The sequence below is a fragment of the Mesorhizobium zhangyense genome, from assembly GCF_011045115.1.
Lineage (GTDB): Bacteria > Pseudomonadota > Alphaproteobacteria > Rhizobiales > Rhizobiaceae > Mesorhizobium_M > Mesorhizobium_M zhangyense.
The window spans coordinates 92,850-105,355 of sequence record NZ_JAAKZG010000001.1; the positions used below are offsets into that span (position 1 = coordinate 92,850).

At 62.5% G+C, this 12,506-nt stretch carries 13 protein-coding genes; 9 read left to right on the forward strand and 4 right to left on the reverse strand.

Translation table 11 applies throughout. The annotated features are described in order from the left end of the window. Positions 1-9 precede the first annotated feature (9 nt). The 7 genes from G6N74_RS00445 (at position 10) to G6N74_RS00475 (ending at position 7,597) form a co-directional block, all read left to right on the forward strand. Positions 10-1,125 carry an efflux RND transporter periplasmic adaptor subunit gene (locus tag G6N74_RS00445; protein WP_165113155.1) on the forward strand — a complete coding sequence of 372 codons (1,116 nt, stop codon included), beginning with the start codon at positions 10-12 and terminating at the stop codon, positions 1,123-1,125. Next, the gene (locus G6N74_RS00450; RefSeq protein ID WP_165113157.1) at positions 1,122-4,298 is read left to right on the forward strand and encodes an efflux RND transporter permease subunit; all 3,177 of its coding nucleotides are present in this window, start codon (positions 1,122-1,124) and stop codon (positions 4,296-4,298) included. The genes G6N74_RS00445 and G6N74_RS00450 overlap by 4 nt, the downstream gene beginning before the upstream one ends. Before the next feature lie 98 nt (positions 4,299-4,396). Next, positions 4,397-4,780, forward strand: coding sequence for a YciI family protein (locus G6N74_RS00455; protein WP_165113159.1), 384 nt, complete (start codon positions 4,397-4,399; stop codon positions 4,778-4,780). Positions 4,781-5,142: 362 nt separating this feature from the next. Continuing rightward, a complete protein-coding gene (dusA, locus tag G6N74_RS00460) occupies positions 5,143-6,135 on the forward strand; it encodes a tRNA dihydrouridine(20/20a) synthase DusA (protein WP_165113161.1) in 993 nt (330 codons plus the stop codon). Between the two features lie 89 nt (positions 6,136-6,224). After that, a complete protein-coding gene (locus G6N74_RS00465) occupies positions 6,225-6,539 on the forward strand; it encodes an ArsR/SmtB family transcription factor (RefSeq protein WP_091912860.1) in 315 nt (104 codons plus the stop codon). After that, entirely contained in the window at positions 6,536-6,967 is a 432-nt protein-coding gene (locus G6N74_RS00470; protein WP_165113163.1) for an SRPBCC family protein, read from the forward strand. The genes G6N74_RS00465 and G6N74_RS00470 overlap by 4 nt, the downstream gene beginning before the upstream one ends. 21 nt (positions 6,968-6,988) lie before the next feature. After that, positions 6,989-7,597 carry an ATP-dependent Clp protease proteolytic subunit gene (locus G6N74_RS00475; RefSeq protein WP_091912581.1) on the forward strand — a complete coding sequence of 203 codons (609 nt, stop codon included), beginning with the start codon at positions 6,989-6,991 and terminating at the stop codon, positions 7,595-7,597. 203 nt (positions 7,598-7,800) lie between these two features. On the opposite strand, the gene G6N74_RS00480 is transcribed toward G6N74_RS00475, so the two are convergent. The 3 genes from G6N74_RS00480 to G6N74_RS00490 are packed head-to-tail and all read right to left on the reverse strand — an operon-like array spanning position 7,801 to position 9,127. After that, on the reverse strand, positions 7,801-8,154 hold the full coding sequence (locus G6N74_RS00480) for a VOC family protein (protein WP_165113165.1): 354 nt from the start codon (positions 8,152-8,154) through the stop codon (positions 7,801-7,803). A 30-nt stretch (positions 8,155-8,184) separates the two neighbouring features. Continuing rightward, positions 8,185-8,889, reverse strand: a complete 705-nt coding sequence (locus G6N74_RS00485; RefSeq protein WP_165113167.1) for a TIGR02281 family clan AA aspartic protease — start codon at positions 8,887-8,889, stop codon at positions 8,185-8,187. A gap of 4 nt (positions 8,890-8,893) precedes the next feature. Beyond that, positions 8,894-9,127: a DUF1289 domain-containing protein gene (locus tag G6N74_RS00490; RefSeq protein ID WP_165113169.1), complete on the reverse strand. Its 234-nt coding sequence runs from the start codon at positions 9,125-9,127 to the stop codon at positions 8,894-8,896. A gap of 133 nt (positions 9,128-9,260) precedes the next feature. On the opposite strand from G6N74_RS00490, the gene G6N74_RS00495 reads away from it, so the two are divergent. Continuing rightward, positions 9,261-10,247, forward strand: coding sequence for a nicotinate-nucleotide--dimethylbenzimidazole phosphoribosyltransferase (locus tag G6N74_RS00495; RefSeq protein ID WP_165113171.1), 987 nt, complete (start codon positions 9,261-9,263; stop codon positions 10,245-10,247). A 26-nt stretch (positions 10,248-10,273) separates the two neighbouring features. Here G6N74_RS00495 and G6N74_RS00500 read toward each other — a convergent pair whose 3' ends face one another. Continuing rightward, positions 10,274-11,803, reverse strand: coding sequence for a sensor histidine kinase (locus G6N74_RS00500; RefSeq protein ID WP_165113173.1), 1,530 nt, complete (start codon positions 11,801-11,803; stop codon positions 10,274-10,276). Between the two features lie 84 nt (positions 11,804-11,887). Here G6N74_RS00500 and G6N74_RS00505 point away from each other — a divergent pair, with 84 nt between their 5' ends. After that, the gene (locus tag G6N74_RS00505; protein WP_165114375.1) at positions 11,888-12,496 is read left to right on the forward strand and encodes a thermonuclease family protein; all 609 of its coding nucleotides are present in this window, start codon (positions 11,888-11,890) and stop codon (positions 12,494-12,496) included. The last annotated feature ends 10 nt before the right edge of the window (positions 12,497-12,506 follow it).

The following is a 12,506-nucleotide window of genomic DNA, read 5'->3' on the forward strand; positions in this document are numbered from 1 at the left end:
GGGGCTTTGATGGGCGCGGGCTTGCTTCTCTGCGTATCCGGCGCCTCTGCCCAGCAGCAGGAACCGCCGACGGTGACCGTCGCCAAGCCGGTTGTGCGCGATATCGTCGAAGACGACGAATTCGTCGGGCGCTTCGATGCAATCGACGATGTCGCAATCCGCTCGCGCGTCGCCGGCTATCTGGCCGAAGTGCATTTCCGTGACGGCCAGATGGTGGCGAAAGGCGATCCGCTTTTCACCATAGACCAGCGCCCTTACCAGGCCGCCTACGACGCGGCGAAGTCGCAGGTGGATGTGGCGACGAGCCTGCTCGAATTCTCCAAGACGCAACTGGACCGGGCCGAGCAACTGGCAAAGTCCGGCAATCTTTCAGCGTCTGTACTCGACGACCGCCGGCGCGAGTTCCTCTCCGCGCAGGCCCAGCACCAGGGCGCCGAGGCCGCATTGCGCACCGCCAGCCTCAACATGGAATTCACCGAGATCAAATCGCCGCTATCGGGCCGCATCGGCCGGCGGCTGGTCTCGCAAGGCAATCTCGTCCAGCCGGACTCGACCCTGCTCACCACGATCGTCGCACTTGACCCCATCGACTTCTATTTCGACATCGATGAGCGGGCGTACTTTTCCTATGCCCGCGACGCGCGCCAGCGCGGCGGCTCCATTCAGGAAGGGGGAGGCGGCATAGACGTTTCGGTGCGCGTGGCCGACCAGAACGAGGCAGCCGTCAAAGGCAAGCTGGACTTTGCCGAGAATCGGCTGGACGAGGCGACCGGCACGATGCGCGCCCGCGCCCGCTTTGACAACAAGGAAGGGATGCTGCAGCCGGGCATGTTCGGCCGCATCAATGTGCCGGGCTCGTTGCCGCATCCCGGCGTTCTGCTGCCGGATGAGGCGATCGGCGCCGATCAGAACCGCCGCATAGTCTTTGTCGTGGATCAGGCGGGCCTGGTTTCGACCAAGCCTGTCCGCACCGGCCCGCGCATCGATGGCTACCGCGTCATCCGCGAAGGCCTGACGGGCGATGAAACCGTGGTGGTCAATGGGCTCGTGCGTGTGCGCCCGGGCGTCACCGTCAAGCCCGAAACGATCACCTTGCCGCCCAAGGCCGAAGGGCAACCGCAATGAGGTTCTCTCATTTCTTCGTCGACCGCCCGATCTTCGCTGCGGTCCTTTCGATCGTGCTTCTGATTGTCGGCGGCATTGCCTACACGCAGCTTCCGGTCGCCCAGTATCCCGAGATCGCCCCGCCAACGATCGTGGTGCGCGCCGCCTATCCCGGCGCCGATGCCGAAACAGTCGCCGCAACGGTTGCCACGCCGATCGAGCAGGAAATCAACGGCGTCGAGAACATGCTCTACATGTCGTCCTACTCGTCGGAGGACGGCGCGATGGCATTGACCATCACCTTCGAGATCGGCACCGACCTCGATCAGGCCCAGGTGCTGGTGCAGAACCGCGTCTCGGTGGCTGAGCCGCGCCTGCCGGAAGAGGTTCGGCGGCTCGGCGTGACAACCGCAAAGAGTTCGCCCGACCTCATGATGGTCGTGCACATGCTGTCGCCGGACGACACCTACGACCAGCTCTACGTCTCGAACTATGCGCGCACGCGCATTCGCGACGTGCTGTTGCGGCTGGATGGCGTCGGCGACGTCATCATCTTCGGCGAACGCGAATATGCGCTGCGCATCTGGCTCGACCCGGAGAAACTGTCGTCATATGGCATGACAGCCGGCGATGTGGTCGAGGCATTGCGCGAGCAGAACGTGCAGGTTTCCGGCGGTTCGATCGGCGCACCACCAGTCACGGGCGGATCGGCCTTTCAATACACGGTGACGACGCAAGGGCGCTTCGAGGACGCGCGCGATTTTCGCTACGTCATCGTCAAGTCGACCGAGGGCCGCCTGATCTCGCTAGAGGATGTGGCGCGTATCGAACTCGGCGCCAAGGACTATGTCACCAATTCCTATCTCAACGGCAAGCAGGCAGTGGCGCTCGGCATTTTCCAGCGGCCCGGAACGAATGCGCTGGCAGCGGCCGACGAAATCCAGAAAACCGTTGCCGATCTGGCGGCGGATTTCCCGAAAGGTCTCGCCTACGAGATCGTCTACAACCCGACCGAGTTCATCGCCGAGTCGATCAACGAGGTCTACAAGACGATCGCCGAGGCGATACTGCTGGTCGTCATCGTCATCATTGTCTTCCTGCAATCATGGCGCATGGCGATCGTCCCCATTGTGGCGATCCCGGTCTCCTTGATCGGTACGTTGGCGTTCCTTTATGCCTTCGGCTTCTCGCTCAACATGCTCACGCTCTTTGGCCTCGTGCTGGCGGTCGGCATCGTCGTCGACGACGCAATCGTTGTGGTCGAGAATGTGGAGCGAAACATCGCTCTGGGGCAGACGCCGCGACGCGCTGCCCATCGGACTATGGACGAAGTGGGCACCGCAGTGCTTGCGATCTCGCTGGTGCTGATTTCGGTATTCGTGCCGACGGCCTTCATCCCCGGCATTTCCGGTCAGTTCTACCTGCAGTTTGCCATCACCATCGCGGTGTCGACGGCGATCTCCGCTTTCAATTCGCTGACGCTTTCGCCGGCGCTGGCCGCCACATTGTTCAAGCCTCATCACGAGGGCGAGCATTCAAACTTCTTCCTGGCGCGGTGGGGCCGTGCACTTGCGGACGGCTTCAACAACGGCTTCGATAGGCTTTCGCATGGCTATGCCAAGCTGGTGCATCTGCTCGTCGGTTCGTGGACTGCGTTGCTTGCAATGCTGCTAGTCTTTGCCGCTCTGATCTATGCCACGGTCTATATGCTGCAGACGGTGCCGCGCGGTTTCATTCCGCAGATGGACCAGGGATACGCCATCGTCGTCGTGCAATTGCCGGAAGGCTCTTCGCTGGGCAGAACTGACGCCGTCGTCCAGAAGGCATCGGAGATCATCAGGAAGACGCCCGGCGTCGCCAACGCTGTTGCATTTGCCGGCTTCTCCGGCGCGACCTTCACCAACGCCAGCAATTCGGGCGTGATTTTTGCGGCCTTCAACAGCTTCGAGGAAAGGCTGAAAGAGGGGCAGTCGTCCGGACAGATCATCGGCAACCTGTATGGCAGCCTGCAGTCGATCCAGGAGGCATTCATCATCGCCTTGCCGCCGCCGCCAGTGCCCGGCATCGGCAATTCGGGTGGCTTCAAGATGATGCTGCAGGAGCGCAACAGCGCCGACATGCGACCGATCCTGGCGCTTGCCTATGAGATTGCCGGCAAGGCCAACCAGACGGCGGGTCTGACGGGTGTGTTCACCACCTTCTCGGCTTCGAGCCCGCAATTCTTCCTGGAGATCGATCGCGACAAGGCGCGCATACTGAATGTGCCGATCCCCAACATATTCGAGACGCTCTCGATCAATCTCGGTACTGCTTATGTCAACGATTTCAACGCGTTCGGCCGGGTTTATCAGGTGCGGGCGCAGGCGGATCAGGCGTTTCGCCTGGAGCGCGATGACATTCTGAAGCTGAAGGTCCGATCGGCTACAGGCGCGCTGGTACCGCTGGGCACGCTGGTGGAGATCCGCGACGTGACCGGACCATCGCTGGTGCAGCGCTACAACATGTATGTCTCCGTGCCAGTGCAGGGCAACGCCGCGCCGGGCGTCTCCACCGGGGATGCGCTGAAGGCCATGGAGAAGGTTGCTACCGAAACGCTACCGCAAGGAACATCGTTCGAATGGACGGAACTTGCCTTGCAGGAAAGCCAGACCGGCAACACGGCGATCCTGATCTTCGGGCTGTCGGTGCTGTTCGTCTTTCTTGCGCTGTCTGCTCAATATGAGAGCTGGATCATGCCGTTCGCGATCGTGCTCATCGTGCCGCTCGGCGTGCTCGCGGCACTGATTGGCGTGGCCTTCCGCGGACTGGACAACAATGTGCTGGTGCAGATCGGCCTGGTCGTTCTCGTGGGTCTTGCCGCCAAGAACGCCATCCTGATCGTCGAATTCGCCCGGCAGGGCCAGGAGCATGGCGCGTCTGCGGTCGAAGCGGCAGTGGAAGCTGCACGGCTGCGATTGAGGCCGATCCTGATGACCGCCTTCGCCTTCATCCTGGGCGTCGTGCCGCTGATGATCGCCACAGGCCCGGGCGCCGAAATGCGGCAATCGCTGGGTACGGCGGTATTCTCGGGCATGCTTGGCGTGACGATCGTCGGCCTGTTCCTGACACCTGTGTTCTACGTGACGCTTCGGCGGCTGTTCCCTTATCGAAAGCTGGAGGAAGAGGCGGCGGTTGTTCGGGGGGCCGATATTTAAAGCCTGCGGCAATGATGGTCGGATATGCCTGGTCTTCCGGCATTATCCGCGATGCGGCTTGTTTGGCGAAAATCGACTGAAACAGGGAGAGACAATCCATGTTCTACGCCATCCTGGCTTATCACGAGGAGGGAGTGGTCGAATCCTGGACGAAAGAAGAGGATGAGACACTGATGGCCGAACTGCTTCAGGTCAATGATCGCCTCGTCGGGGAAAAGCGTTTGGGCCCGGCCGCACGGCTCGGCCCGACGCAAGGCGCTGTGACCTTGCGAGGGGAGGGTGCCGGTTTGGTCACCGACGGCCCCTTTGCCGAGACCAAGGAGCAGTTGCTCGGTTTCTATGTTGTCGATTTCCCGACGATCGAGGCAGCCGTCGCTGCGGCGCGCGACCTGCGTCGCGCCAATCCGACTGCAGTGTATGAAATCCGGCCGATCTCGCTCTATCTCCCCGGCGCGCCGCTGACGGCCGGAGACGAGAGCTAGCAAGCCTTCCAGATATTCTCCTCAATGCGTTGTGTCGAACAGGCACCAAAGAGCCAGAAATGGTGTGGTGGCCGATGCCTCCATGGCATGAAGTATGTTCGGCTCATTGTAGAGCCCCGCGCGCCAGCATACCGTGGAGCGCTTTACCTTCAGGTGCATATGATGCAGCCGACCGGCATGATCTGATGAGGGTTGCGTCGAAATGTGTTATCAGCCTGTCGAGTTTATCCTGCGTCGGTCGCCGATCTGGCTCTTGCCCTTTGCCGCCGAGGCAGCCATCTAAACGTACCAAAAAGTGTCGCACTGTGGCCTATATTCGTGTGCACTCGGCACGACCTAACGATTTGATGTTAAAGAAAACGATGAAATACCAATACGTTAGACTCTCCGTTGCACCCATGATGGACTGGACTGACCGCCATTGCCGGTTTTTCCATCGCCAACTCACCAGCCGTGCACTGCTCTACACTGAGATGGTGGTGGCCGACGCCGTCATTCATGGTGCGCGCGAGCGGCTGCTTGGGTTTTCGCCACAGGAGCATCCGATTGCGCTGCAGCTTGGTGGCTCCGACCCGGTAAAGCTGGCCGAGGCCGCGCGCGTCGGCGAGGCGTTCGGCTATGACGAGATCAACCTCAATGTCGGCTGCCCGTCCGACCGCGTGCAGTCTGGTACTTTTGGCGCCTGCCTGATGAAGACGCCGGCTCTGGTTGCCGATTGCACGGCGGCGATGAAGGCTGCGGTGAAGATACCGGTCACGGTCAAATGCCGTATCGGTGTCGATGAACAGGACCCCGAGCCGGCGCTGGATGCGCTGGCCGACGGGGTGTTCGAAGCTGGCGCGGATGCGCTGTGGGTGCATGCGCGCAAGGCGTGGCTGGAGGGGCTGAGCCCCAAGGAAAACCGAGATATCCCGCCGCTCGACTATGATCGCGTCTACCGGCTCAAGGCCAAAAATCCGAATCGATTCATCGGCATCAATGGCGGTATTCAGACACTGGATGAAAGCAGCCGGCATCTGGAGCATGTCGATGGCGTCATGCTCGGCCGCGCCGCCTATCACACGCCCGGCGTCCTCATCGATGCCGATGCCGCGCTCTATGGCGATGCCGCGCGCGATTTCGACTTTGCCGCGTTGATCGAGACGATGGCCGACTATGCCGGCCGTCATATTGCTGAGGGCGGGCGTCTCGGCCATGTCACGCGCCATATGGTTGGGTTGTTCCATGGCATGCCCGGCGCGCGGCGCTTCCGCCAGATATTGTCCACCGACGCCACCCGTCCGGGCGCCGGGCCGGATGTGTTGCGCCAGGCCTCTGCCGAGATCGATTTCGAGCGCGCCAGCCAGGCAGCCTGACCAGTCCCAGCTCCTCCGAATTTTCATCGGCCAAACGCCGACAGGAATTGTGCTTGCCAATCCAATAAGTATCTACTTATATGTTTGGCATGATCGAGTCGGAAATCTTTCGCGCCCTTGCCGATCCCACCCGTCGCGCCGTGTTCGAGCGGCTGGCGGGCGGCGAGATGAGCGTCGGCGACCTCAAGGCGGGCTTTGAAATTTCGCAGCCGGCGGTTTCCCAGCATCTGGCCGCGCTGCGCAAGGCCGGACTGGTGACCGAGCGGCGGGAAGGGCGCAACGTGTTCTATCGCGTCGAGCCCGAAGGCCTGTCGCCGCTTGCCGGATGGGTCGAGCGCTACCGCAATTTCTGGCCGGATCGTGTCGAACGGCTGAAGGACGTGCTGAAGGGAATGGACCAATGAGCAATGACCGTGCGCATGACCGTGAGGAAATCGTCGTGGAGTGCAACCTGCCGGATGCGCCGGAAAAGGTCTGGCGCGCGCTGACCGTGCCGGAACTGCTTTCCGCCTGGCTGTTGCCCAACGATATCCGCCCGGAGGAGGGCGCGCGCTTTTCCTTCGAAGGCGGTCCGGGCGTGGGTGGCAAGGTTTCGTGCGAAGTGCTCGACATCGAGCCGCACCGGCACATCCGCTATTCCTGGCGCGATGGCGATGCCGAGCGCGAGGGCGTGGCGAGCACGGTCAGCTTCGAACTCACGCGGACCGCGGTCGGCGGCACGCATCTGCGCATTGCCCATGAGGCGCGCGTCGTGGCGCTCCCGGCCGCGCGACCGAAGACCATCGCTGCTGCCAATTCGAACCGGCCCGCCTCCATGTTGTTGGCGGCCTGATATCTTCACAGGAGAACGACCATGAGCGGAATTTCCAATCTCGTGCCGATGGTCATCGAGCAGTCGAGCCGGGGCGAGCGCGCCTTCGACATTTTTTCGCGGCTGCTGCGCGAGCGCATCATCTTCATCAACGGGCCGATCGATGACAACGTTTCGGCGCTGGTCTGCGCGCAACTTCTATCGCTGGAATCGGACAATCCGAAAAAGGAGATCGCGCTCTACATCAACTCGCCGGGCGGCGTGGTCTCCAGCGGCTTCGCCATCTACGATACGATGCAGTACATCAACAGCCCGGTTTCCACTGTCTGCATGGGCACGGCGGGCTCGATGGGTTCTTTTCTCCTGATGGCCGGCGCGCCGGGAATGCGCATCGCGCTGCCCAACGCCAGCATCATCCTGCACCAGCCGTCCGGCGGGTTTCAGGGACAGGCATCCGACATCCAGCGCCACGCCGAGGATATCATCAAGGTCAAGAAGCGCATGTACGCGCTCTACGCCAAGCATTGCGGGCGCACCATGGAGGAGGTCGAGCGCACGCTGGACCGCGACTATTTCATGACCGCCGAGGAAGCCCGCGACTGGGGTATCGTCGACCATATCTATGAGCGGCGGGAACTGACTGCGGCTTGATAGGACCGGCAGTTTTTGCGATTGCGGATTACCCCTCTCCGTCGCGCTTCGCGCGCCACCTCTCCCCGCAGGCGGGGCGAGGAACCCAAGTCCTGAAACGCCGCGACCTCACAGAATCTAGGTTCCTCTCCCTCGCAAAGCGGGGGAGAGGTGGCGCGCGAAGCGCGACGGAGAGGGGGAGTTCACGCAAGACGCCGCTTCAATCAAGCCGCATGCGCCAGAATGTTCACCAGCTTGCCAAACGGATCGCGCACATAAAACCGCCTCACGCCCCAAGGCTCGTCGGCCGGTCCATATTCCACGGCAATGCCGGCTTTCTTCACCCGCTCCAACGCCTCATCCAAATCATCCACCTCGATCGAAAGGTCCGGTACCGGCGTTCCCGAGCCGCCTTGCTCGGCAAAGCTGATCTGGACGGTCATTGCTTCCTGCGAGCCGTAGGTGGCGATCCAGCCGATATCCATCAGCAGGTCGAGGCCGAGAATGTCGTGATAGAAGCGCCGGGCTGCGGCGACATTCGGCGTGTCGATATTGGCTACGATGCGCTTGACCTTCATTCCAATCCTCCCGATTGAAATTTTACGGCGTCAGTCCCGCAGGATCATGCGGTCGCCGCGCATGTCGAAGCCTGACAGCGTGCCGATGAAATTCATGCCGAGCAGGCTCTGGTCGAGCATGCCGGGGGCGGCGACCAGCAGCGTCACGTTGCGCCGGGTGATCGCGCCGAGCGTCAGTTCCTTGGCCGTCACCCTTGCCGCGGTGGCGTTGCCGTTGGCGGTCGAAACCGGGATCGTATAGGCGAGCGTTTCAGGATCGAAGCCGGCGCGGCGGGCGTCGTTGGCCGTCAGCACGGTGCTTGTCGCGCCCGTGTCGACCAGAACCTGCATGGCCGCGCCATCCACCGAAATCCGGGCTTCGAAATGGCCGTTCGGCATTTTTTCCAGCGTCACCGTCGTGCGTCCGTCGGAGTCGGTGATCGAAAGCGGGCTGCCGGGCACCAGTCCGGCGGTGACGCGGCTGGCGATATCCTGCAATTCATAGCGATACTGATAGCCTGCGATGAACACGAGGATCACCAGCAGCCACAGCGCCAGATTGCGGGCCACGTCACCCAGACGGTGCCGTGAGCCGAGGATGCCGGCGCCAACCACCGCGCCGAAAATGCCGAGATAGAGTACGCGGCCGAATGTGTCGCTGGACAGGCCGGAAACATCGCCGCTCATGTCGTTCAGCACGAGCAGGACCAGCCCGACCGCCATAACCCCAAGAATGATCCAGATCGAACGGCTCATGCAGTCAAATCACCTGGCCGCGTTCTCGCGCCATGCGCGTGCGCCGCGTTTCGCGGCGAGGCCGCCGCTCGACCGTTTCGAGCCGCGCCGGCAGAAGCGCCATCACCTCGCGGCGCTGCACCGGCGTCATGTCGAGCCAGGCGGAGATTTCGTCGCGCGTGCGCCCGCAACCGAAGCAATAGCCGGTTTTCATGTCCATCGAGCAGACAAGGATGCACGGTGATTCGATCGCCGCCATTTCGGATTCCCGTTGTCCTTTCCAGATGGGCCAGACGGATCGCCAATGCAAGCCCCAGGCCCTTGGCCCATTGTGCCACGCGGCCATCGCGGCTATGCCGCAGCCGACGACGATTTTAGCGGACATTTACGACATGACCAGCGCGCTTCCCTTCGACGATTTTCGCACATTGCTGACGAAACTGCCGGCCGGCAACGCGGCGGCTGGCGAACGCGTGCGGGATCAGTTCGACCGCGCCGACAAGCCGAGAGGTTCGCTCGGCAGGCTGGAAGACCTCGCAGTGTGGTTGGCGACGTGGACCGGACGACCGCCTGCGGTGAACCGGCCGCTGGTTGCGATTTTTGCCGGTAACCACGGCGTCGTTGAACAGAACATCTCGCCACGCACTATGGAAGCGACCGCGCGGGCGGTCGAGCTCACCGCCGCCGGTGGGGCGGCGATCAACCAGATCTGCCTGGCCTACGATATCGGCCTGAAGGTCTTCGACCTCGCGCTGCATCTGCCGACCGCCGACATCTCTCGGGAAGCTGCCCTCGACGAGCGCGGCTGCGCGGCCACCATGGCGTTCGGCATGGAGGCCATCGCCGGCACGGACCTTCTCACCATCGGCGATCTCGGTGTCGGCAACTCGACTGTCGCCGCTGCGATTCTTGCAGCTCTCCATGGCGGTACCGGTGCGGATTGGGTCGGGCCGGGTTCGGGTGCCGATGCAGCTATGATTGCCCGCAAGGCGGAGGTGGTGGACGCAGCCCTTGCCGTGCATGCCGGCCACTTGAAAGACCCGTTCGAGGTGCTGCGCCGTGTCGGCGGGCGCGAGTTCGCGGCCATCGCCGGCGCCATCATCGCCGCGCGAATGGAGCGTATCCCGGTCATCCTTGATGGCTTTGCCGCAACCGCAGCAGCCTCCGTGCTTTACGCAATTCAGCCGGGCGCCTTGGATCATTGTGTGATCGCGCAGCTTTCGCCCGAACCGAGCCATGCGAAGGCTGTCGAGAAGCTCGGGATGCGGCCCTTGCTCGATCTCGGCGTCAGCCATGGCGAAGGGGCGGGCGGTGCGCTCGCCGCCGGAATGGTCAAGGCGGCGGCGCTGTGCAGCACCGGCATGGCTGCCGCACTTTAGAGGCGCTGATTTTCCACCTTGGGAGGTTAGCGTCTGCGCCCACCAACTGCCACCGCCGCCTTCGTCGGCAGCGCCGGCAGGACTTCCATGACCCGCGACGCCGGGAAGATGGCGATGGCTTCCGTGCCCACGCGCAGCTTGGAGTGAAGCTGGAACTCGCCGCCATGCATCTCCAGCAGGCCCTGGACGATCGGCAGGCCGAGCCCGGTTCCCTGTTCTGCGCTTTTGATGGCGATCGAACCCTGGCCGAAGGCTGACAGCACCACCGGGATTTCTTCGGCCGGAATACCGGGGCCGTTGTCCTTCACTGAAATGTATTGCCCGCCACCCGCCGTCCAGCCGACGCGCACGCGGATTTCGCCGCCGGATGAGGTGAACTTGATCGCATTGGACAGAAGGTTCAGCGTGATCTGGCGCACGGCGCGCTCGTCGGCGAACAGGCGCGGCAGCTCCGGCTCAAACTCCTGGATCACCTTCAGGTTCTTGTTATAGGCCTTCAGTTCCATCAGGTGGCAGCATTCCTCGACGATGTAGAGAAGGCGCACCGGTTCCTCGTTGAGCTGGTAGCGGCCGGCCTCGATGCGTGACAGGTCGAGGATTTCGTTGATGAGGTCGAGCAAATGCTGGCCGGAATCGTGCACATCGCGGGCATAGTCGCGGTAGGTCGGGTTCTGCATCGGCCCCAGAACCTCGTTCGACATCACTTCGGAAAAACCGAGAATGGCATTCAGCGGCGTCCGCAATTCGTGGCTCATCGAGGCAAGAAAGCGTGACTTGGCGAGATTGGCCTCTTCGGCGCGGCGGCGTGCCTCGTCCGACATGGATTTGGCGGTTTCCAGCTCGGCGATCAGCCCGTCCTTTTCGGAGCGGAAGGAAAGCAGCATCACCGACGAGCGGTTCAGGCGGCTGGCGACATAGACGAAGAAGGGCAACGACAACGCCAGCAGCGCCAGCATGACGAGATCGGCAGGGTCCGGCTCGGTAACGCCGAACGCGGCATAGACCGCAACCGGCAATGCGAACGTGGTGAGCAGCGCGCCGCGCAGGGACGAAGCGATCAGCGCGGTGGCTGCCATCGCCAGCAGCAGCACGACGGCCTTGACGATGGGAAACTGGTCGACCTGGCATTCGTTGCAGTTGATTGCCGCGAAATAGGCCCAGCCGAGACCGGTGATGAAATGCCCGATCAGGAAGTTTCGCGTGGTCCGTGCGGTTTCGAGCTTGGTCGTCTCTGATTTTTCGACGCGGTGCGCATAGAGCGCCAGTCCCGCATAGCAGATCATTGTCAGCAGCGCCCAGACCATGATCTCGCCGCGCATGCCGATGAAAATTCCGGTGGCGGTTATTGCGAGAACCAGCAGCGGAATGGCGGTCGCGCTGCCCACCATCGCATTGGCGTGAAGTTTCAGCAGTTCGCGGTCGAAGGCAAGCGCGCCGGGCCGGTGCGAAAGCCGGTCACGCGTTTTGCGCACCGCGCGCGCGACATCGCTGTTGCGGTGCGGTTTCCTGCGGTCCACAATGAATTTGTCCGCCGTGTTAGAGCGCAGCAACGGCATGAATGTCTTCAACTTACGCGAGCAATGATTACAAACCGCAGACTAGGCCGGAATGATTAAGAGTTTGTTTGCCATATGACTCGAATGTCGCGGAACTGGTCGCGTAGGCGGCGCTACACCCCGCCGCGCAGCCCATTCCGGAAGTTTCTGGACTATTGCCTCGCCTTTGCGATTCTCGGGCTGATTGTCCTCATCGTCGCGCGCCTCGACCGGGTCGAAACCCGTCAGACCACCGGCTCGGCGATCGTCAACGATGGCGATTCGATTACGCTCGGCGCCGAGCGCATCCGCCTGCTCGGCATCGACGCGCCGGAATACACGCAGACCTGCCAGAAGGACGGCGCCGACTATCCGTGCGGGCGGCGCTCTCGTGAAGCGCTTGCGCGGCTCGTCGCGGGCAAATCCGTTTCGTGTTCGGGCTGGGAGCGCGATCGCTACAACCGGTTGCTTGGCGTCTGCACGGCCGGCGGTGTCGATCTCAACCGCGCGCAGGTGGAGCAGGGGTGGGCGGTCGCCTATGGCGACTATGACGATCTGGAGCAGGCAGCGCGCCAGAAGGGCATCGGCATCTGGGCCGGCACATTCGAGCGTCCGCGCGAATGGCGTGACACGCATCGCATGCCGGTAGAGCCGCATCACGGCAGCGCCGGTTCGATGCTCAACTGGCTGCGGGAAATGCTTCGGTTGTCGTGATGCCGCGCTA

Excerpts from the sequence above, each read along its gene's own strand:
- G6N74_RS00445 (WP_165113155.1), top strand. The coding sequence starts at position 10 with ATGGGCGCGGGCTTGCTTCTCTGCGTATCCGGCGCCTCTGCCCAGCAG.
- G6N74_RS00450 (WP_165113157.1), top strand. The coding sequence starts at position 1,122 with ATGAGGTTCTCTCATTTCTTCGTCGACCGCCCGATCTTCGCTGCGGTC.
- G6N74_RS00455 (WP_165113159.1), top strand. The coding sequence starts at position 4,397 with ATGTTCTACGCCATCCTGGCTTATCACGAGGAGGGAGTGGTCGAATCC.
- dusA (WP_165113161.1), top strand. The coding sequence starts at position 5,143 with ATGAAATACCAATACGTTAGACTCTCCGTTGCACCCATGATGGACTGG.
- G6N74_RS00465 (WP_091912860.1), top strand. The coding sequence starts at position 6,225 with ATGATCGAGTCGGAAATCTTTCGCGCCCTTGCCGATCCCACCCGTCGC.
- G6N74_RS00470 (WP_165113163.1), top strand. The coding sequence starts at position 6,536 with ATGAGCAATGACCGTGCGCATGACCGTGAGGAAATCGTCGTGGAGTGC.
- G6N74_RS00475 (WP_091912581.1), top strand. The coding sequence starts at position 6,989 with ATGAGCGGAATTTCCAATCTCGTGCCGATGGTCATCGAGCAGTCGAGC.
- G6N74_RS00480 (WP_165113165.1), bottom strand. The coding sequence starts at position 8,154 with ATGAAGGTCAAGCGCATCGTAGCCAATATCGACACGCCGAATGTCGCC.
- G6N74_RS00485 (WP_165113167.1), bottom strand. The coding sequence starts at position 8,889 with ATGAGCCGTTCGATCTGGATCATTCTTGGGGTTATGGCGGTCGGGCTG.
- G6N74_RS00490 (WP_165113169.1), bottom strand. The coding sequence starts at position 9,127 with ATGGCGGCGATCGAATCACCGTGCATCCTTGTCTGCTCGATGGACATG.
- G6N74_RS00495 (WP_165113171.1), top strand. The coding sequence starts at position 9,261 with ATGACCAGCGCGCTTCCCTTCGACGATTTTCGCACATTGCTGACGAAA.
- G6N74_RS00500 (WP_165113173.1), bottom strand. The coding sequence starts at position 11,803 with ATGCCGTTGCTGCGCTCTAACACGGCGGACAAATTCATTGTGGACCGC.
- G6N74_RS00505 (WP_165114375.1), top strand. The coding sequence starts at position 11,888 with ATGTCGCGGAACTGGTCGCGTAGGCGGCGCTACACCCCGCCGCGCAGC.